Source organism: Pseudomonas sp. fls2-241-TYG-175 (assembly GCF_030209155.1).
GTDB lineage: Bacteria > Pseudomonadota > Gammaproteobacteria > Pseudomonadales > Pseudomonadaceae > Aquipseudomonas > Aquipseudomonas viridiflava.
The window spans coordinates 57,141-77,616 of record NZ_JARVSO010000020.1 but is presented as its reverse complement, the minus strand read 5'-3'; the positions used below and the strand labels follow the sequence as shown (position 1 = coordinate 77,616).

The 20,476-nt window shown below is 58.5% G+C and carries 18 protein-coding genes; 13 read left to right on the top strand and 5 right to left on the bottom strand.

From position 1 onward, the window contains the following. Positions 1–34: 34 nt before the first annotated feature. Complete coding sequence (locus tag QRN20_RS15350) at positions 35–1,726, bottom strand: lactate permease LctP family transporter (protein WP_285360697.1); 1,692 nt, start codon at positions 1,724–1,726, stop codon at positions 35–37. 398 nt (positions 1,727–2,124) lie between these two features. Here QRN20_RS15350 and QRN20_RS15345 point away from each other — a divergent pair, with 398 nt between their 5' ends. Then, the gene (locus QRN20_RS15345) at positions 2,125–2,892 is read left to right on the top strand and encodes a GntR family transcriptional regulator (RefSeq protein ID WP_285360696.1); all 768 of its coding nucleotides are present in this window, start codon (positions 2,125–2,127) and stop codon (positions 2,890–2,892) included. Between the two features lie 341 nt (positions 2,893–3,233). On the opposite strand, the gene smpB is transcribed toward QRN20_RS15345, so the two are convergent. Next, positions 3,234–3,716: an SsrA-binding protein SmpB gene (smpB, locus tag QRN20_RS15340; RefSeq protein ID WP_025996617.1), complete on the bottom strand. Its 483-nt coding sequence runs from the start codon at positions 3,714–3,716 to the stop codon at positions 3,234–3,236. 113 nt (positions 3,717–3,829) lie between these two features. On the opposite strand from smpB, the gene QRN20_RS15335 reads away from it, so the two are divergent. From QRN20_RS15335 to QRN20_RS15325, 3 genes are read left to right on the top strand one after another with little or no spacing between them, the layout of a single operon-like run. After that, positions 3,830–5,233: a sodium-dependent transporter gene (locus QRN20_RS15335; RefSeq protein ID WP_285360695.1), complete on the top strand. Its 1,404-nt coding sequence runs from the start codon at positions 3,830–3,832 to the stop codon at positions 5,231–5,233. 7 nt (positions 5,234–5,240) lie between these two features. Further along, entirely contained in the window at positions 5,241–5,675 is a 435-nt protein-coding gene (locus QRN20_RS15330; protein ID WP_029244460.1) for a type II toxin-antitoxin system RatA family toxin, read from the top strand. Further along, a complete protein-coding gene (locus QRN20_RS15325; RefSeq protein WP_096767229.1) occupies positions 5,668–5,988 on the top strand; it encodes an RnfH family protein in 321 nt (106 codons plus the stop codon). The genes QRN20_RS15330 and QRN20_RS15325 overlap by 8 nt, the downstream gene beginning before the upstream one ends. Positions 5,989–6,052: 64 nt before the next feature. On the opposite strand, the gene QRN20_RS15320 is transcribed toward QRN20_RS15325, so the two are convergent. Next, positions 6,053–6,577, bottom strand: a complete 525-nt coding sequence (locus tag QRN20_RS15320; RefSeq protein WP_004880010.1) for an outer membrane protein assembly factor BamE — start codon at positions 6,575–6,577, stop codon at positions 6,053–6,055. 98 nt (positions 6,578–6,675) lie between these two features. On the opposite strand from QRN20_RS15320, the gene fur reads away from it, so the two are divergent. Next, a complete protein-coding gene (gene fur / locus QRN20_RS15315; protein WP_002555142.1) occupies positions 6,676–7,083 on the top strand; it encodes a ferric iron uptake transcriptional regulator in 408 nt (135 codons plus the stop codon). Between the two features lie 76 nt (positions 7,084–7,159). Here fur and recN read toward each other — a convergent pair whose 3' ends face one another. Continuing rightward, the gene (gene recN, locus QRN20_RS15310; RefSeq protein ID WP_285360693.1) at positions 7,160–8,833 is read right to left on the bottom strand and encodes a DNA repair protein RecN; all 1,674 of its coding nucleotides are present in this window, start codon (positions 8,831–8,833) and stop codon (positions 7,160–7,162) included. Between the two features lie 270 nt (positions 8,834–9,103). On the opposite strand from recN, the gene grpE reads away from it, so the two are divergent. The 7 genes from grpE (at position 9,104) to greA (ending at position 19,216) form a co-directional block, all read left to right on the top strand. After that, complete coding sequence (grpE, locus tag QRN20_RS15305; protein ID WP_029244463.1) at positions 9,104–9,667, top strand: nucleotide exchange factor GrpE; 564 nt, start codon at positions 9,104–9,106, stop codon at positions 9,665–9,667. Between the two features lie 65 nt (positions 9,668–9,732). Continuing rightward, positions 9,733–11,685, top strand: coding sequence for a molecular chaperone DnaK (dnaK, locus tag QRN20_RS15300; RefSeq protein ID WP_257118501.1), 1,953 nt, complete (start codon positions 9,733–9,735; stop codon positions 11,683–11,685). A gap of 326 nt (positions 11,686–12,011) precedes the next feature. Then, positions 12,012–13,151, top strand: coding sequence for a molecular chaperone DnaJ (gene dnaJ / locus QRN20_RS15295; RefSeq protein WP_004880000.1), 1,140 nt, complete (start codon positions 12,012–12,014; stop codon positions 13,149–13,151). A gap of 20 nt (positions 13,152–13,171) precedes the next feature. Next, on the top strand, positions 13,172–13,975 hold the full coding sequence (gene dapB, locus QRN20_RS15290; protein ID WP_029244464.1) for a 4-hydroxy-tetrahydrodipicolinate reductase: 804 nt from the start codon (positions 13,172–13,174) through the stop codon (positions 13,973–13,975). A gap of 273 nt (positions 13,976–14,248) precedes the next feature. Continuing rightward, a complete protein-coding gene (gene carA / locus QRN20_RS15285) occupies positions 14,249–15,385 on the top strand; it encodes a glutamine-hydrolyzing carbamoyl-phosphate synthase small subunit (RefSeq protein WP_122517429.1) in 1,137 nt (378 codons plus the stop codon). 136 nt (positions 15,386–15,521) lie between these two features. Continuing rightward, entirely contained in the window at positions 15,522–18,743 is a 3,222-nt protein-coding gene (gene carB / locus QRN20_RS15280) for a carbamoyl-phosphate synthase large subunit (RefSeq protein WP_025996621.1), read from the top strand. Continuing rightward, the gene (greA, locus tag QRN20_RS15275) at positions 18,740–19,216 is read left to right on the top strand and encodes a transcription elongation factor GreA (RefSeq protein WP_004879992.1); all 477 of its coding nucleotides are present in this window, start codon (positions 18,740–18,742) and stop codon (positions 19,214–19,216) included. Before carB ends, greA begins: the two co-directional genes overlap by 4 nt. Before the next feature lie 144 nt (positions 19,217–19,360). Here the strand turns inward: greA and QRN20_RS15270 are convergent, their stop codons facing one another. After that, the gene (locus QRN20_RS15270; protein ID WP_088235950.1) at positions 19,361–19,669 is read right to left on the bottom strand and encodes a YhbY family RNA-binding protein; all 309 of its coding nucleotides are present in this window, start codon (positions 19,667–19,669) and stop codon (positions 19,361–19,363) included. Positions 19,670–19,773: 104 nt separating this feature from the next. On the opposite strand from QRN20_RS15270, the gene rlmE reads away from it, so the two are divergent. Beyond that, positions 19,774–20,424: a 23S rRNA (uridine(2552)-2'-O)-methyltransferase RlmE gene (gene rlmE / locus QRN20_RS15265; protein WP_004879989.1), complete on the top strand. Its 651-nt coding sequence runs from the start codon at positions 19,774–19,776 to the stop codon at positions 20,422–20,424. Positions 20,425–20,476: the final 52 nt, after the last annotated feature.

Sequence of the window (20,476 nt, the reverse complement as noted above, 5' to 3'; positions counted from 1 at the left end):
GTCATTTCGGCGCCAGTGGTGCTTCATTCAGGCATCAATGAACCAGCATGCCGGTGAACCAGTACGCCTGGGCGTAGGTGATACAGCCGACGATGGTGGCGAAAAACAGGCTGTGTTTAAGCGTGAAGCGGAACAGGTCAGATTCCCTGCCGACCAGCCCGGTCGCAGCGCAGGCTACGGCGATGGACTGTGGCGAGATCATCTTGCCGGTCACACCGCCGCTGGAGTTGGCCGCGACCATCAACACGTCGCTGACGCCGAGTTGGTGGGCGGTGGTGGCCTGCAGCGAACCGAACAGTGCGTTGGCCGAGGTGTCGGAACCGGTCAGGAACACGCCCAGCCAGCCAAGGAACGGCGAGAAGAACGGGAACGCCGCGCCTGTTCCGGCCAGAACCAGCGCCAGGGTCGAGGACATGCCCGAGTAGTTCATGACGAAGGCAAAGGCCAGCACCATGCCGATGGACACGATTGCCCAGCGCAGCTCAACCAGGGTTTCCTTGAAAGTGGTCAGACCAATCTTCGGCGTGATGCGCAGGACCAGCATCGCGATGATGGCCGAGAACAGAATTGCGGTGCCCGAAGCGGCGATCAGGTCGAACTTGTACACCGCAGGCATCGCCGTCACGTTCGCGACAATCGGGGCGGTTTTCATCACCAACTGATCCAGATGCGGCACCGGAATGTTGAAGGTGAAGGCCTGAAGGGCGCCACCGGCGGCAAACAGCGCCTTGAACGGTTTCAGTGTCCAGATCGTGACCATGCCGGTCAGGATCAGGAACGGCGACCATGCCTTGATGATCTGGCCGAGGCTGTAGGGCGATGCGACTGAGGAGCGGGGTTTGTTGAATCCGCCCGGGCCGCCCATGATCGCTGCCGAGCCGCTGCTGACTACGACTGTGTCGGATGCGCGCTGCGGCTGCCAGACCTTAAGGAACAGCGTCAGCGAGACGATGCTGACCAGTGCCGACGTGATGTCCGGCAGTTCCGGGCCGACGAAGTTGGAGGTCAGGAATTGGGTGATCGCAAAGGTGGTGCCTGCGATCAGCGCCGCTGGCCAGGTCTCCTTGACGCCGCGTACACCGTCCATCATGAACATCAGCCAGAACGGCACGAAGATCGACAGAAAGGGCAGTTGACGACCTGCCATCGCACCGATCTTGAACGCATCCAGCCCAGAGACCTGGCCTGCCACGATGATCGGAATGCCCAGCGCGCCGAACGCAACCGGCGCAGTGTTGGCGATCAGGCACAGGCCGGCGGCGTAGAGCGGGTTCAAGCCGAGGCCCACCAGCAAGGCGGCGGTGATGGCGACCGGTGCGCCGAAACCCGCCGCACCTTCCAGAAAGGCACCGAAGCAGAAGGCGATCAGCAATACCTGTAAACGCTGGTCATCGGTGATGGCCATGACCGAGCTGCGAATGATCTCGAACTGACCACTCTTGACCGTCAGTTTGTAGAGAAACACGGCCGCCACGATGATCCACGCGATGGGCCACAGTCCATAGGCGAATCCATAGGCTGCGGCTGCCAGCGCCATATCGGTCGGCATCTGGAAGGCGAAGATCGCCACCAGCATCGACAGCGCCAGGGTGATGCTGCCCGCGATATGGCCTTTGAGCCGGAAAACGGCCAGTGCCAGGAAGAAGAATACGATCGGGATCAGTGCGGCTGCGGCGGAAAGGCCGAGGCTGCCAAGCGGTGTGTAGAGCTGTTGCCATGTCTGCATGTCGGGAGGCCCCTTAATTATTGTTGGTAAGGCCCGGTGTTCTGTGTGCGCGGCTTCGATTCGACGTCGCGTGGGCGAGCGCCTGGTCGATGCTGACGATTGAATCGCACAGCTCACCAGCTCAAGGCTTTCTGTTCGAAAGGCCTTGCAGCGCCACGGAGATCAACCGCCGAACGCTGGCATTGGATAATTGGTAATACCAATTTACAATGTCTGCTGGCTAGATTAGAGGCCTTGTGATTGGTGTGTCAATTTGCGGGGTCATGACTTTTGTCGCATGGGCTCTGGAAGGGCAGTGCCAGACAGGGTTTTCGGCTGAATTGGACAGGTGCCTTGGTGGCGGCAATCAGCCAGAATACGCGGGCCCGGCAGCGAGCCGGGACGTTGGAGTAAGTGCTATGGGCTTTGATCAGGTGCGTCAGCGCCGTTTGTCCGACGATATCGTCGAGCAGCTGGAAAAGATGATTCTGGAAGGCACCCTCAAATCGGGTGGGCGTTTACCGGCGGAAAGAGCGTTGGCCGAGCAGTTCGGTGTATCACGCCCGTCGTTGCGCGAGGCGATTCAAAAACTGACGGCCAAGGGTCTGTTGGTCAGTCGGCAGGGAGGCGGCAATTACGTGGTCGAGAACATCGGTTCGACGTTCAGCGACCCGTTGCTGCACTTGCTGGAAAGCAGTCCCGATGCGCAGCGTGACCTGCTGGAGTTTCGTCACACGCTGGAGGCGTCCTGCGCGTATTACGCAGCGATGCGCGCCACCGAGATGGATCGCGAGCGTCTGCGCGTGGCGTTCGAGTCACTGTTGGATTGTTATTCGCGTGCCGACGAGGTCAGTCGGGCCGAGGAGGGCGCAGCCGATGCCAGCTTCCACCTGGCGATTGCCGAGGCCAGCCACAACGCCGTCCTGCTGCACACCATCCGTGGCCTGTTCGACCTGCTCAAGCGCAATGTGGTGATCAACATTGGCGGCATGTACAAACAGCGCACGGAAACTCGCGACATGCTGATCACGCAGCATCGGGAGCTTTACATGGCGATCATTGAAGGCCGCGCGGAAGACGCGCGCGAGGTGTCGAGCAGGCACCTGACGTATGTGCAGGAAGTGCTGGAAGAAGTCAGGCAGCAGGTTCAGCGCACGGCCCGGGCAGAGCGGCGTAATACGATGTGATATCGGTATTGGCATGCAGTCCGGACGCGGATGTGGCGCAGAGCGTCATGCGTTCGGCTCACTGAATCCGCAATCTGTGTCATTTGTGACGCGGAGCGTCTCGGGCGGCATCCCACGCGGAGTGCTCATCGTTATACACAAGTCGCAATGAGCATCTGGAGCGGGCACTATTTCGACCGTGGGAGCGGACTTGTCCGCGAAAGCTGGTACATACGTTGAAGATGCAGCGTCTGAAACGCAGTATTCGCGGACAAGTCCGCTCCCACTTTCAGGCACCGCATTCCTTCAGGTCGATTTGTGTATAACGATGAGCGCAGAGCTTGCGAGCGATCAGCTCAGGCTCAGTCGTCCTTGCCCTTGCTGCGCACGGCGCGCTGCAGCTCACGGTCCGAGTCGCGTTCGCGTTCGGTGTGGCGCTTGTCGTATTCCTTCTTGCCTTTGCCCAGAGCGATTTCGCACTTGATCAAGTGCTGCTTCCAGTAAAGGGAGAGGGCCACGCAGGCATAGCCTTTCTGCTGAACAGACGTGATGAGCTTTTCGAGCTCGCGCTGGTTCAGCAGCAGTTTGCGGGTGCGTGTCGGGTCAGCGATGACGTGCGTGCTGGCCGTCTTGAGCGGCGTGATATGGCAGCCCATCAGCCATGCCTCGCCATCCTTGAGCAGCACGTAACTGTCGACCAGCTGTACCTTGTTGGCACGCAGGCTTTTTACTTCCCAGCCAGCCAGGACCAGACCGGCCTCGAACTTGTGTTCGATGAAGTAATCGTGTCGCGCCTTCTTGTTCTGCGCGATGGTCCCTGTAGGGTGTTTCTTGAGCTTAGCCATAGGGGGCGCATTATAGGGAGTTGCTTCAATGTCGGCTACGGGAAAGCGTGTGCTTGAGCACAATGGTTGAATCCCGGACAATGCGCGCTCTTTTTTGGTTGGGCGTTTCAGTCATGTCGACAGACAAAGTCTCGGTCCACGGTAGCTGGGCAAGCCGCTGGGTATTCATTCTGGCTGCTACCGGCTCTGCCGTCGGGCTGGGCAGTATCTGGAAATTCCCCTACATGGTCGGTGCCTATGGCGGCGGCGCATTCGTGCTGGTGTTTCTGGCATGCATCGCCCTGATCGGTGTCCCCGTCATGATGGCGGAGACGCTGATCGGTCGTCGCGCACGATTGAGCCCGGCCAATGCCTTAAAGACGCTGGCCGTCGAAGCCGGTCATTCGGCGCGCTGGTCCTGGGGTGCGTTCGCCGGAATGATCACCGCGCTGCTTATCCTCTCCTTCTATAGTGTGGTTGGCGGCTGGTCGCTGGACTACATCATCGACATGGGGCGCGGTGACTTTCAGGGCGTGACGGCTGATCAGGTCGGCGCTTACTTCGGCGGCGTGATTGCCGATCCCTGGCGCCTGATTCTCTGGCACACCATTTTCATGCTGCTGTCGGCGGTCGTGATCGGTAAGGGTGTCGAAGCCGGTCTCGAGCGCAGTTTGCGCATCATGATGCCGATGCTGTTCCTGCTGATGCTGATTCTGTTGGGCTACAGCCTGACTACCGGGCACTTCATGGAAGGCGTGCATTTCATGTTCGACTTCAACCCGGACAAGGTTCTCGACGGCTTGTTGCCCGCGATGGGGCACGCGTTCTTTTCGTTGAGCGTGGGTGTCGGTTCGATCATGGTCTACGGTGCGTACATGACCAGGGGCGCGTCGATCAGCACCACGGTGGTCGGCATTGCACTGCTCGATACCTTCGTTTCGTTGCTGGCGGGCCTTGCGCTATTCCCAATCGTTTTTGCCGCAGGTCTGAACCCGAGTGAGGGGCCTGGCCTGATGTTCGTCACATTGCCATTCGCGTTCGGTAACGTAGCGTTCGGTCAGTTGATGGGCGTAGTGTTCTTCGTGTTGGTGGCGGTGGCCGCCTGGAGTTCGGCGATTTCCTTGCTTGAGCCGATGGTTGCCTATCTGGTGGAGCGCACCGGCGTTCGTCGTGCCTGGGTTACGTTCTGGCTGGCCTTCAGCTGCTGGTTTGTTGGCCTTGGTACGGTGTTCTCGTTCAATATCTGGCAAAAGGCCAAGTTTTTCGTGAACGATGGGGGCGCTTTTCATCTCTACCAGTGGGGCGCATCCAATGGCCTGGACTTCTTCGGAGTCATCGATTTCCTCACCTCGCGGATCATGTTGCCGCTGGGTGGATTGTGTTTTGTAGTATTCGCCGGTTGGGTGATGGGCCGTGAAGCGGTGCGCGATGAGTTGTCGATTCGCAGCCCGCTGCTGTTCAGCCTGACGTTCTTTTTGATGCGCTACGTGGCGCCGCTCGGCATTCTTGTGGTGTTTGCCGCTCAGCTCTGGAAATGACGCTCACATGACTACGCATATTCAACGTTCTGCCCTTTTGCCGTACCCGGCTCGTTTCCTGTACGAGCTGGTCAATGATGTCGCGCGTTACCCGGAGTTTCTGCCGTGGTGCTCGTCGGCAACCGTTCTTGAATCCAGTGACGAGCAGATGCGCGCCAGTCTGGAAATCGCAAAAGGCGGTTTAAGCCAGCAATTCGTGACGCGAAACACGCTGATACCGGGCGAGTCGATTGTGATGGATCTGGTTGAAGGTCCCTTCGAGCAATTGCATGGCGTCTGGACGTTCAAGCAGTTGGGCGAGAAGGCCTGCAAGATCAGCCTGGACCTTTCCTTCGACTACGCAGGCCCGATCGTGCGTGCAACCCTGGGGCCGCTGTTCAATCAGGCTGCCAATACCCTGGTGGACGCATTCTGCCAGCGCGCCAAGCAGTTGCATGTCTGACACGCTGATAACGGTCGAGGTGGTCTATGCCGCCGTCGATCGTCAGGCATTGCTGAGTGTGGAGGTGCCTGCTGGCTCAACGGTGCGACAGGCGCTGGCTGCTTCCGGTATTGATCGGCAGTTTCCAGAACTGGACCTGGCTAACTGCTCTGTCGGCATTTTCGGCAAGGTGGTCAGCGACCCTTCCGTGCGCTGTATCGAGGCGGGGGAGCGAATCGAGATCTATCGCCCGTTGCTGGCCGATCCCATGGAAGCGCGCCGTCAGCGTGCGGCCAAGGCCCGTCAGAACAGGGTGCCGCCCACTGCCAGCTGAATGTTTACTGAACGTAACGCACAAAAAAGCCCGGCATGCCGGGCTTTTCTTCGAGCGTCTGGCGTCAGCGAGGGTTGACGTCCAGTGGCTCCTGGGTCGGAACAGGTACAGTCTCGACGCTGTCGACGTCTTTCTGGATCTTGTCCAGCAACGAGCCTGGTTTGGCCGGCTCTTCAGGCGGCTGCTGAGGCTGGTTCTCGACCGGCACGGTGGTGGTATCGCCGTCCTTGCCGAGGATCGCTTCATCGCGGCTTACGCCTGGCATGAAGTCGCCCGACAGGCTGACCAACTGATCGCTTTCATTGAAAATCAGACTGACGCGCTCCTGCTGGCGCTCACCGCCACCTGGCTGAAGGCTGTACAGGTAATCCCACCGATCGGCGTGGAAGGTGTCGGTCAGCAACGGGTTGCCCATGATAAACCGTACTTGCCGCCGGGTCATTCCGGGGCGCAACTGGTTTATCATGTCCTGCGTGACGACATTACCCTGCTGGATGTCGATTTTGTAAACCCCGGGGAATGAACAACCGGCGAGTGCGAGCAGTCCCACGAAGGTGAAACTGGTTAGCAAGAGCTTGGTGTTTTGCATCGGTGGGCGACTTCCACTATCTTGGCTGGGACAACGTAAACCCCGATCATACCTGCATTAAGAGAAGCTGCGAAGCAGCGTCTGCGAGAAAGCTGACCATGGTTGAAAATAGCGAACTACGTAAAGCAGGACTCAAGGTGACCCTACCGCGGGTCAAAATACTCCAAATGCTCGATTCTGCCGAGCAGCGCCACATGAGTGCCGAGGATGTTTACAAGGCATTGATGGAGGCGAGCGAGGATGTCGGTCTGGCCACGGTCTACCGTGTTCTGACTCAGTTTGAAGCCGCTGGACTGGTGGTTCGCCACAATTTCGACGGTGGTCATGCTGTGTTCGAACTGGCTGATGGCGGCCACCACGACCATATGGTCAACGTGGAGTCAGGTGAGGTGATCGAATTCTTCGACGAAGAAATCGAGAAGCTTCAGAAAGCCATCGTCGAACGACACGGCTTTGATCTGGTGGACCACAATCTGGTGCTCTACGTGCGCAACAAAAAGGCGTAAGCACACCGGCAAAGGCGACCTCAGTGTCGCCTTTGTGCTTTCTATGGTCCATGAATCCGGATCGGCGCTCTGCTGATCAGTTTTTAGCGGTAATGACCATCTTCCTGGCGTGAGCCAGCGATTCCTTGGTCAGGTCGATGCCGCCCAGCATGCGCGCCACTTCCTCTATACGCTCGGCCTTGGTCAATTTCGACACGGCAGTGCGTGTCGCGTCGTTATCCCTGACCTTGTGTACGAACAGGTGCTGGTGACCCTGTGCCGCGACCTGCGGCAGGTGAGTCACGGTCATGACCTGTCCACGCTCGCCCAGGCGTCTCAACAGCTGACCAACAATCTCGGCCGTCGGGCCACCGATCCCCACATCGACTTCATCGAAGACCAGCGTCGGTACACGAGAGGTCTGGGCGGTGATGACCTGGATCGCCAGACTGATCCGTGAAAGCTCGCCACCCGACGCCACCTTCGCCAGCGCCTTGAGCGGCTGACCGGGGTTGGCGCTGACCAGCAGTTCGACGTGTTCCAAGCCATGAGGATGAGGCTCGCTGCCGGGAATGGTCTTCAACTCGATCTGGAAGCGACCGCCGGGCATGCCCAGTCGATGAATCTCCTGCTCAACGGCACTGGCCAGTCGGGTCGACGAGCTGTGACGCAGGTCACTCAGTTCGCGAGCCTTTTCCTGATAATGCCGGGCAAAAGCCTGCACCTCATGTTCCAGTCGCTCGATGGATTCATCGTTGGCATTCAGCGTTTCGATTTCATCCAGCAATTTCTGCTGCAGGGTCGCCACTTCGTTGGGCTGGATGCGGTGTTTGCGTGCGAGTGTATAAATAGCATCGAGCCGTTCTTCAAGCTGCTGAAGTCTGGCCGGGTCAGCGTCGAAATGGTCGAGAAAGCGATTGAGCTCGCCGACGGCTTCTTCTACCTGAATCTGGGCGCTGGACAGCAGATCAGTGGCTTCGCTGAGTGCGGTAGGTGAGTTATTCACGCTGCCCAGGCGATGCAGGCTGGCCGTGAGGGCATTGAGCACGTTGCCGGAATCGCTCTCGCTGCATTGCTCGACGACTTGTCGGCAGATGCTCAGCAGGCTTTCGGCGTTGGTCAGGTTCTTGTGTTCCTGCTCCAGTTGCTCCAGCTCGTTTTCGCCCAGGCTCAGGCTTTCCAGCTCTTCCAGCTGATAGCTGAGCAACTGGTGGCGTGCCCGTTGCTCGTCACCCGAGTTGGAAAGACGTTCCAGCTCTTGCCGGGTCTGACGCCAGCGCTGTGCCGCCAGTTGAACCTGCCGCGCCAGATCGGTCGCGCCTGCGTATTCGTCCAGCAGGCGGCGATGGGTATCGGTCTTGAGCAGGGACTGATGCTCATGCTGGCTGTGAATGTCGATCAGCAGTTCGCCAAGCGCTTTCAGGTCGCCTTGCGGGCAGGGCGAGCCGTTGATGTACGAGCGCGAGCGGCCTTCTGCGGTGATGACCCGGCGCAGGATGCAGGGGCCGTCATTGTCCAGGTCGCGCTCCTTGAGCCAGACCTGCGCTTCGGGAATGTCTTCCAGATCGAACGTGGCGAGGATGTCAGCCTTGTCGGCACCTGGACGAACCACGCCGCTGTCGGCCCGGTCGCCCAGCGTCAGGCCCAGCGCGTCGAGCATGATGGATTTGCCAGCGCCGGTTTCGCCAGTGATTACGCTCATGCCTCGATCAAGCTCGAGATCGAGGTGTTCGACGATGGCGTAGTTATGTACGGAAAGGTGCACCAGCATTGAGCGGCTCCCGAGCTATTTGTCTGGTTATTTATACAGTGTTTTATTTACTGCTGACAATGCCTTGGCTTAGCTCGATTTGATTGGTCTTCTTTGTTTTTTAGTCCGCACAGCGAGGGGTGTCGATTTTTTCTAGCTCTTTATTCCCTATTTTTTTGTGAGGAAATGCACATATCCAGTGCTGTCTGCCCTTGAAGCCGAAAATTCCGATCCCATATAGGGGGCAGAAGCGCGAGTTGGGTTCGCGGACGTTTTTAAAGGAGAACACTTATGGCTGACGAACAGAATCTGGATGCGCAGAGCCAGGACCAGGCTGCCGAAGCAGGCGCGGGCGACGAACTGGCGACCCGTGTGCAAGTGCTCGAAGAGCAACTGGCTGCCGCGCAGGACCAATCCCTGCGAGTGGCTGCGGATCTGCAGAATGTCCGCCGCCGCGCTGAACAGGATGTTGAAAAGGCTCACAAGTTTGCGTTGGAAAAATTTGCCGGTGATCTGCTGCCGATCATCGACAGTCTGGAGCGAGGTATCGAGCTGTCCAGTCCGGACGACGAGAGCATTCGCCCGATGCGTGAAGGCATCGAGCTGACCTTGAAGATGTTCCAGGACACCCTCAAGCGTTATCAGTTGGAAGCCGTCGACCCGCATGGTCAGCCATTCAGTGCCGAACAGCACCAGGCAATGGCCATGCAGGAAAGTGCAGATGTAGAGCCCAACACGGTGCTCAAAGTGTTTCAGAAGGGTTATCAGCTCAATGGTCGTCTGCTGCGCCCGGCCATGGTCGTGGTCAGCAAGGCACCGTCGCCTGTTACGCCGTCAATTGACGAGCAGGCTTGAAATCAGCTGCAAGGCCCCCATTTACAGGTCAAGCGTTTAAGAGCTACCGCAATTTGTAAACGCAGTTGCGGCAACCAAATCAAAGTTTCGGGAGAGTCAAGATGGGCAGAATTATCGGTATCGACCTGGGGACTACCAACTCCTGTGTCTCCATTCTGGAAAACGGCAAGGCCAAGGTTATCGAGAACGCTGAAGGCGCTCGCACCACGCCGTCGATCATTGCCTACGCCAACGATGGTGAAATCCTGGTCGGTCAGTCTGCAAAGCGTCAGGCTGTAACCAATCCGCACAACACGCTGTACGCAGTAAAGCGTCTGATCGGCCGTCGTTTTGACGAAGAAGTCGTTCAGAAAGACATCCAGATGGTCCCTTACAAGATCGTCAAGGCTGACAACAGCGACGCCTGGGTTGAAGTGAATGGCCAGAAAATGGCGCCTCCTCAGATTTCCGCTGAAATCCTGAAAAAGATGAAGAAGACCGCTGAAGACTACCTCGGTGAAGCTGTTACCGAAGCGGTCATCACTGTTCCTGCCTACTTCAACGACAGCCAGCGTCAGGCGACCAAGGACGCCGGCCGCATCGCGGGTCTGGACGTCAAGCGCATCATCAACGAGCCGACCGCTGCCGCTCTGGCCTACGGTATGGACAAGGCGAAGGGCGACCACACTGTCATCGTTTATGACCTGGGTGGCGGTACATTCGACGTATCGGTTATCGAAATCGCTGAAGTCGACGGTGAGCACCAGTTCGAAGTGTTGGCCACCAACGGCGACACCTTCCTGGGTGGTGAGGACTTCGACATTCGTCTGATCGACTACCTCGTCGACGAATTCAAGAAAGAAAGCGGCATGAACCTGAAGGGCGACCCTCTGGCGATGCAGCGTCTGAAAGAAGCTGCTGAAAAGGCCAAGATCGAGCTGTCCTCCAGCATGCAGACTGACGTCAACCTGCCGTACATCACTGCAGATGCGACCGGTCCAAAGCACTTGAACGTGAAAATCTCCCGTTCGAAGCTGGAATCGCTGGTTGAAGACCTGGTTCAGCGCACCATCGAACCTTGCCGCATTGCATTGAAGGATGCTGGCATCGACATCGGCAGCATCAACGACGTGATCCTGGTCGGTGGTCAGACCCGCATGCCGCTGGTTCAGAAGCTGGTGACCGAGTTCTTCGGCAAAGAAGCGCGTAAAGACGTCAACCCGGACGAAGCGGTTGCCATGGGTGCTGCCATCCAGGGTGCGGTACTGGCCGGTGATGTCAAAGACGTTCTGCTGCTCGACGTCAGCCCGCTGACTCTGGGTATCGAAACCATGGGCGGCGTGATGACAGCGCTGATCGAGAAAAACACCACGATTCCTACCAAGAAATCGCAGGTGTTCTCGACTGCCGATGACAACCAGAGCGCTGTGACCATTCACGTGCTGCAGGGTGAGCGTAAACAAGCCGGTCAGAACAAGTCCCTGGGCAAGTTCGACCTGGCCGAGATTCCACCGGCTCCACGTGGCGTGCCACAGATCGAAGTGACCTTCGACATCGACGCCAACGGCATTCTGCACGTAGGCGCGAAAGACAAGGCCACCGGCAAGCAGCAGTCCATCGTGATCAAGGCCAACTCCGGTCTGTCCGAGGAAGAAATTCAGCAGATGGTTCGTGACGCTGAAGTCAACGCTGAAGAGGATCGCAAGTTCGAAGAGCTGGCCTCTGCCCGTAACCAGGGTGATGCGCTGGTCCACTCGACTCGCAAGATGATCTCCGATGCGGGCGACAAAGTGACTGCCGAAGAGAAGACCGCAGTCGAAGCTGCAGTGGTCGCTCTGGAAGCCGCTGTCAAAGGCGACGACAAGGCTGCCATCGAAGCCAAGGTTGAAGAGCTGTCCAAGGTTTCCGCGCCAATCGCTCAGAAGATGTACGCCGAGCAGGCCGAGAACCCGGAAGCAGCGGCCAAGCCTGCTGACGAACCGTCCAAGGCTGACGACGCTGTCGACGCCGAGTTCGAAGAAGTGAAAGACCACAAGTAAGCGCAGGCTCACTTGCAAGCCGGTTGACCTCTTTCGAGTGGTGACTGGTAGGATGTCGCCGCGCGGGAGCTTGCTCCCGCGTTGGCGTGTCTGGAACAGGCAAAATTTCGGCAGGCGGATTTCGGTCCGAATGCCATGTGGCAAGATCGCGATGCTCCTGCGTGGCGACTCATTCTGCCGCTTTCTCGGTCGGATGTTTCTGGCCGTTGAACGAAGACCAGGATCGTTGAATTGACGTGAGTTGGGTCCGGGCCTGTATGGGGCTCAACGAGTTTGGCGAGGCTCAGGAGGGTCTTGCCGAACGTCCTCAAGAGTGCGGAAGAATTATGGCAAAGCGTGATTATTACGAAGTGTTGGGAGTGGAGCGAGGCTCCAGCGAGGCGGAGCTGAAAAAGGCTTACCGTCGTCTGGCGATGAAGCATCACCCTGACCGCAACCCTGATGACAAAGCGTCGGAAGAGATGTTCAAGGAGGCCAACGAGGCCTACGAAGTCCTGTCCGATGCCAGCAAACGTGCGGCCTACGATCAGTACGGTCATGCCGGTGTCGACCCGAGCATGGGCGGCGGTGGAGGCTTTGGTGGTGGCGCTGGCGGTGCGAACTTCTCCGATATCTTCGGTGATGTGTTCAGTGACTTCTTCGGTGGTGGCAGAGCTGGCGGCGGTGGACGCGGTGGTGCCCAGCGTGGCAGCGACCTGCGTTACACGCTCGAGCTGAACCTCGAAGAGGCGGTTCGTGGCACAACGGTCAGCATCCGCGTCCCGACGCTGGTCAACTGCAAGCCGTGTGATGGCAGTGGCGCGAAGAAGGGCTCTTCGCCGGTCACGTGTCCGACCTGTGGCGGTATCGGTCAGGTGCGCATGCAGCAGGGGTTCTTCTCTGTGCAGCAGACCTGCCCGCGTTGCCATGGTCACGGCAAGATCATTTCCGATCCGTGCGATTCGTGCCATGGCGAAGGCCGTGTTGAAGAGTACAAGACGCTCTCCGTCAAAGTGCCGCCAGGTGTTGATACCGGCGACCGCATTCGTCTGTCCGGCGAAGGCGAGGCGGGCGTTCAGGGTGGTCCGACGGGCGACCTGTACGTGGTCATCAACGTGCGCGAGCACGACATCTTCCAGCGTGACGGCAAGCACCTGTTCTGCGAAGTACCCATCAGCTTTACCGATGCAGCGCTGGGTGGCGAGCTTGAAGTGCCGACCCTCGACGGTCGCGTCAAGCTGAAGATCCCCGAGGGTACCCAGACCGGCAAGCAGTTCCGTCTGCGCGGCAAGGGTGTTGCTCCGGTACGCGGTGGCGGTGCGGGCGACCTGATGTGTCGTGTGGCGGTCGAAACCCCGGTCAACCTCAGCAAGCGTCAGCGCGAGCTGCTGGAAGAGTTCCGCACGTCGCTTGAGAATGATGAGTCCCACTCTCCCAAGGCCAGTGGCTGGTTTGAGGGTGTGAAGCGCTTCTTCGGTGATTTGTAAGGTTATCTAAGGAAATCGGCATGCGACGTATTGCTGTAGTGGGCGCCGCCGGGCGCATGGGTAAAACCTTGATCGAAGCGATTCAGCAGGCGCCCGGCGCCGGGTTGACCGCTGCGATTGATCGTCCTGACAGCACGCTGGTTGGCGCGGACGCTGGCGAACTGGCTGCGCTGGGTCGTATCGGTGTTCCTTTGTCAGGTGATCTGGCCAAGGTCGCAGACGAGTTCGATGTGCTGATCGATTTCACGCATCCGTCGGTGACGCTCAAGAACCTGGCGTTCTGCCGCAAGGCGGGCAAGGCCATGATCATTGGCACGACCGGGTTCAGCGTTGAGGAAAAGCAGCGTCTGGTTGAGGCGGGCAAGGACATCCCGATCGTGTTCGCCGCCAATTTCAGTATCGGCGTCAACCTGTGTCTGAAGTTGCTTGATACGGCGGCCCGGGTTCTGGGTGATGACGTCGATATCGAAATCACCGAAGCGCATCACCGTCACAAGGTCGACGCGCCGTCAGGCACTGCGTTGCGCATGGGTGAGGTGGTTGCCAGTGCGTTGGGGCGTGACCTGCAGAAGGTTGCGGTCTATGGTCGTGAAGGCCAGACCGGTGCGCGTGATCGCCAGAGCATCGGCTTCGCGACAATTCGCGCCGGTGATGTAGTCGGTGATCACACGGTGCTGTTTGCTGCCGATGGTGAACGTGTCGAGATCACCCACAAGGCGTCCAGTCGCATGACGTTTGCCAAGGGTGCCGTGAGGGCCGCGATGTGGCTCGATGGCAAGGCGCCGGGGCTGTATGACATGCAGGATGTGCTGGATCTGCATTGATCCTTGCATCTGCAGTTAACAGGCCGGATTTCGTACACACTGCGGGATTCGGCCTTTTACTGACTGATTCGCTTCAACCCGCTGTCGCATTTCCCCGCATTTCAGGCACATTGGTGGTAGACCAAAATGGGCCTTTTCTGTAAGCTACAGCTTTAGTGTGTCCACTAAAAGCGCGCAGATGATTCTATAAGAAAGCGGGGTGACGTATCTACGTCATTCCGCTTTTTTGCAACCTGCGAACGCCCTTTCAGGCTTTATTTACGGGAGGTCTTCTTGACTAAGCCAGCCATACTCGCCCTTGCTGATGGCAGCATTTTTCGCGGCGAAGCCATTGGAGCCGACGGTCAGACCGTTGGTGAGGTGGTGTTCAACACCGCAATGACAGGCTATCAGGAAATCCTTACCGATCCTTCCTATGCCCAGCAGATCGTTACCCTGACTTACCCCCATATCGGCAATACCGGCACCACACCTGAGGACGCAGAGTCTGATCGCGTCTGGTCCGCAGGTCTGGTCATCCGTGACCTGCCTCTGGTCGCCAGCAACTGGCGTAACAAGATGTCGCTGGACGATTACCTGAAAGCCAATAACGTTGTCGCCATCGCCGGTATCGACACCCGTCGCCTGACCCGCATCCTGCGTGAGAAAGGCGCACAGAACGGCTGCATCATGGCCGGTGACAACATCTCTGAAGAAGCCGCCATTGCAGCCGCGCGCGGCTTCCCAGGGCTCAAGGGCATGGATCTGGCCAAGGAAGTCAGCACCAAGGACACCTATGAATGGCGTTCCAGCGTCTGGGACCTGAAGACCGACAGCCATGCTGAAATCGCTGCTTCCGAGCTGCCTTACCACGTGGTTGCCTACGATTACGGTGTGAAGCTGAACATCCTGCGCATGCTGGTCGAGCGCGGCTGCCGCGTGACCGTGGTTCCGGCGCAGACGCCTGCCAGGGACGTTCTGGCCTACAACCCGGACGGCGTGTTCCTGTCCAACGGTCCTGGCGATCCAGAGCCTTGCGATTACGCGATCACTGCGATCAAGGAAGTGCTGGAAACCGAAACCCCGGTATTCGGCATCTGCCTGGGTCACCAGCTACTCGCGCTGGCCTCCGGCGCCAAGACCGTAAAAATGGGTCACGGCCACCACGGTGCCAACCACCCGGTTCAGGATCTGGACACCGGTGTCGTCATGATCACCAGCCAGAACCACGGTTTCGCGGTAGACGAAGCCACGCTGCCAGCCAACGTGCGCGCCATCCACAAGTCGCTGTTCGACGGCACCCTTCAGGGTATCGAGCGTACCGACAAGAGCGCCTTCAGCTTCCAGGGTCACCCTGAAGCCAGCCCTGGCCCGAGCGACGTCGCGCCGCTGTTTGACCGCTTTATCGAAGCCATGGCCAAGCGACGCTGACCGGTTGCCTTGAGACTGTAGTAAGCAGGTGACCTGGCTGGACCCGGACAACACATCCGGTCGCTGCCACCCAGGCCACCTCCATGAAATGTTCAAGACGGCTTGCCGACTGACCTGCGGATTTGAGTGACAACCCATGCCAAAACGTACAGATATTAAAAGCATCCTGATTCTCGGCGCCGGCCCCATCGTGATCGGCCAGGCCTGTGAATTCGACTACTCCGGCGCCCAGGCCTGCAAGGCTCTGCGCGAGGAGGGTTACCGCGTCATCCTGGTGAACTCCAACCCGGCCACCATCATGACCGACCCGGCCATGGCCGACGCCACCTACATCGAGCCGATCAAGTGGCAGACCGTTGCCAAGATCATCGAGAAAGAGCGTCCGGACGCACTGCTGCCAACCATGGGCGGCCAGACTGCGCTGAACTGTGCGCTGGACCTGGAGCGCGAAGGCGTTCTGGAGAAGTTCGGCGTCGAAATGATCGGTGCCAACGCTGACACCATCGACAAGGCTGAAGACCGTTCGCGTTTCGACAAGGCGATGAAATCCATCGGTCTTGACTGCCCGCGTTCCGGCATCGCCCACTCGATGGAAGAAGCCAATGCTGTTCTTGAGCGCCTCGGCTTCCCTTGCATCATCCGCCCGTCCTTCACCATGGGCGGCACCGGTGGCGGTATCGCTTACAACCGTGAAGAGTTCGAAGAAATCTGCGCCCGTGGTCTGGACCTGTCGCCAACCAAGGAACTGCTGATCGACGAATCGCTGATCGGCTGGAAAGAGTACGAGATGGAAGTTGTCCGCGACAAAAAGGACAACTGCATCATTGTCTGCTCCATCGAAAACTTCGACCCGATGGGCGTGCACACCGGTGACTCGATCACTGTGGCGCCAGCACAGACCCTGACCGACAAGGAATACCAGATCCTGCGTAACGCCTCCCTGGCGGTACTGCGCGAGATCGGCGTTGAAACCGGTGGCTCCAACGTTCAGTTCGGTATCTGCCCGGATACTGGCCGCATGGTCGTGATCGAGATGAACCCGCGTGTTTCGCGTTCCTCGGCACTGGCTTCCAAGGCGACCGGTTTCCCGATTGCCAGAATCGCGGCCAAGCTGGCTGTTGGCTACACGCTGGACGAGCTGTCCAACGACATCACCGGCGGCAAGACCCCGGCTTCGTTCGAGCCATCCATCGACTACGTCGTCACCAAGCTGCCGCGCTTTGCGTTCGAGAAGTTCGCCAAGGCCGATGCTCGCCTGACCACCCAGATGAAATCGGTGGGTGAAGTCATGGCCATCGGTCGCACCTTCCAGGAATCCCTGCAGAAAGCTCTGCGTGGTCTGGAAGTGGGCGTCTGCGGCCTTGATCCGAAGCTTGATCTGAGCCATCCGGAAAGCATGAGCACGCTCAAGCGTGAGCTGACCGTTCCGGGTGCCGAGCGTATCTGGTACGTCGCTGACGCCTTCCGCGCCGGCATGAGCGTCGAAGATATCTTCGCCATGAACATGATTGACCCCTGGTTCCTGGTCCAGATCGAAGATCTGATCAAGGACGAAGAGAAGGTCAAGACGCTGGGTCTGTCGGCCATCGACCGCGACCTGATGTTCCGCCTCAAGCGCAAGGGCTTCTCCGATGCCCGTCTGGCCAAGCTGCTGGGCGTGACCGAGAAGAACCTGCGTACACATCGCCACAAGCTGGAAGTGTTCCCGGTCTACAAGCGCGTCGACACCTGCGCAGCCGAGTTCGCGACCGACACCGCGTACCTGTACTCGACGTACGAAGAAGAGTGCGAAGCCAACCCTTCGACGCGCGACAAGATCATGATTCTGGGCGGCGGTCCAAACCGTATCGGCCAGGGCATCGAGTTCGACTACTGCTGCGTACACGCCGCTCTGGCGCTGCGTGACGACGGGTACGAGACCATCATGGTCAACTGCAACCCGGAAACCGTTTCCACCGATTACGACACGTCCGATCGTCTGTACTTCGAGCCGGTCACGCTGGAAGACGTACTGGAAATCGTGCGCGTCGAGAAGCCGAAGGGTGTGATCGTCCAGTACGGTGGCCAGACGCCGCTGAAACTGGCTCGTGCTCTGGAGGCCGCAGGCGTGCCGATCATCGGCACCAGCCCTGACGCCATCGACCGTGCAGAAGACCGTGAGCGCTTCCAGCAGATGGTCGAGCGTCTGAATCTGCGTCAGCCGCCAAACGCAACTGTGCGCAGCGAAGACGAAGCGATTCGTGCTGCCGCCAAGATTGGTTACCCGCTGGTCGTGCGTCCATCCTATGTACTGGGTGGTCGTGCGATGGAGATCGTTTACCAGGAAGACGAACTCAAGCGTTACCTGCGTGAAGCGGTTCAGGTCTCCAACGACAGTCCGGTGCTGCTGGACCACTTCCTGAACTGCGCCATCGAAATGGACGTCGATGCTGTCTGCGATGGCACCGACGTTGTGATCGGCGCGATCATGCAGCACATCGAACAGGCGGGCGTTCACTCCGGTGACTCCGCGTGCTCGCTGCCGCCTTACTCGCTGCCGGCTCACATCCAGGACGAGATGCGCGAACAGGTCAAGAAGATGGCGCTGGAACTGGGCGTTGTCGGCCTGATGAACGTGCAGTTGGCCTTGCAGGGCGAAGACATCTACGTCATTGAAGTCAACCCGCGTGCATCGCGTACCGTGCCGTTCGTGTCCAAGTGCATCGGTGTTTCCCTGGCCATGATCGCTGCGCGCGTGATGGCAGGCAAAACCCTGAAAGAGCTGAACTTCACCAAGGAAATCATTCCTAATTTCTACAGTGTGAAAGAAGCAGTGTTCCCGTTCGCCAAGTTCCCGGGTGTTGACCCGATCCTCGGCCCAGAGATGAAGTCGACCGGTGAAGTGATGGGCGTGGGCGACACCTTTGGTGAAGCGTTCGCCAAGGCTCAGATGGGCGCCAGCGAAGTGCTGCCGACCGGTGGCACCGCATTCATCAGCGTTCGTGACGATGACAAGCCTTTGGTGGCGGGTGTCGCGCGTGACCTGATCAGTCTTGGCTTCCAGATCGTTGCGACGGCGGGTACCGCCAAGCTGATCGAAGCAGCGGGCTTGAAGGTTCGCCGCGTCAACAAGGTCACCGAAGGTCGTCCGCACGTGGTCGACATGATCAAGAATGACGAAGTCACCCTGATCATCAACACCACCGAAGGCCGTCAGTCGATCGCGGACTCCTATTCCATTCGTCGCAACGCCTTGCAGCACAAGATTTACTGCACCACTACTATTGCAGCAGGCGAAGCCATCTGCGAAGCGCTCAAGTTCGGTCCAGAGAAGACTGTACGTCGCTTGCAGGATCTCCATGCAGGATTGAAGGCATGATCAAATACCCAATGACTGTTCAGGGCGCTCGCGCCCTGGAAGAAGAATTGACGCATCTGACCAAGGTGGTCCGTCCCAAGCTGAGCCAGGACATCGGCACGGCGCGGGAGCTGGGCGACCTGAAGGAAAATGCTGAATACCATGCTGCGCGCGAGCAGCAGGGCATGGTCGAGGCGCGTATCCGTGACATCGAAGGCCGTATGCAGAATGCCGTGGTGATCGACGTCACCACCATTCCTCACACCGGCAAGGTGATTTTCGGCACGACCGTGGAAATCGCCAACGTTGAAACGGACGAGAGCGTCACGTATCAGATCGTCGGTGAGGATGAGGCGGACATCAAGAAGGGCAAGATTTCGGTGGGTTCGCCCATCGCCCGCGCCTTGATCGCCAAGGAAGAGGGCGACGTCGTTGTCGTGAAAACGCCCAGCGGCGTGATCGAGTACGAAATCGTCGAGGTTCGTCACATCTAAGGCTCGGTGCCCGCTTATGGCGGGCGCAACCTGTCAGCCTTCAGGGTTCTGGCCTTGAAGGGTCTGGCGGTAGCCTGTTCGATAGTTTGGTGCGAGAGAATCAGGAGCAGGGCGCGCTGAAAGCGGCCCTGGCTTCTGTTTTTTTTAGTGCGCGCGGTGGACGTTGGACAACAGCTTGTTTACCTTTGGGTTCTTGCGATAGATCAACGCCATTTTGCCGATGACCTGAACCAGGTCGGCCGAGCCGACTTTGCAGATTTCTGCAATGGCCTGCAGGCGGCTCTCGCGGTCGAGGATGTTGAGCTTGATCTTGATCAGCTCATGATCGCTCAGTGCGCGTTCAAGCTCTGCCAGCACACCTTCAGTCAAACCATTGTCAGCCACGATCAATACCGGTTTCAGGTGGTGGCCAATGGATTTGTATTGTTTCTTCTGCTCTTGAGTGAGCGGCATAATCTGACCTCTGCGTCTGATCTTGTAAAAAGCGGCGGCCAGTTTACCCGAGCGAGTCCGGGACCGCCCAGTTAATCACGACTCGTTTATTTTTGAGGTGCCCCGTGGCCCGTTCCAAGACAAGCCATAACTGGCTCAAAGAACACTTCGACGACAAGTACGTCAAAATGGCGCAGAAGGACGGCTACCGTTCGCGTGCCAGTTACAAGCTTCTCGAGATCCAGGAAAAGGACAAGATCATCCGTCCCGGCATGACCGTGATCGACCTCGGCGCCGCGCCTGGAGGCTGGTCGCAGGTGACCAGTCGTCTGATTGGCGGTCAAGGCCGCCTGATCGCTTCCGACATCCTTGAGATGGACAGCATCCCTGATGTGACCTTCATTCAGGGCGACTTCACCGAAGACGCTGTGCTCGCGCAAATTCTGGAAGCAGTCGGTAATACACAGGTAGACCTTGTGATTTCCGATATGGCCCCCAATATGAGTGGATTGAGCGCTGTCGACATGCCGCGTGCAATGTTTCTTTGCGAACTGGCGCTTGATCTGGCCGGGCGGGTTCTGCGTCCGGGTGGCGATTTCCTCATCAAGGTCTTCCAGGGTGAGGGTTTCGATGTGTACCACAAGGACATTCGCAAACTGTTCGACAAGGTACAGATGCGCAAACCCTTGTCCTCACGCGACCGTTCCCGCGAGCAGTACCTGCTGGGGCGTGGCTTCAAAGGCATCGAAGGCGCTGCCAGCGATGAGCGTCTCTGACACAGAGCGATAGCTTTTTTTAAATAGCGTTGTCGATGCAGCATGTTCGAAC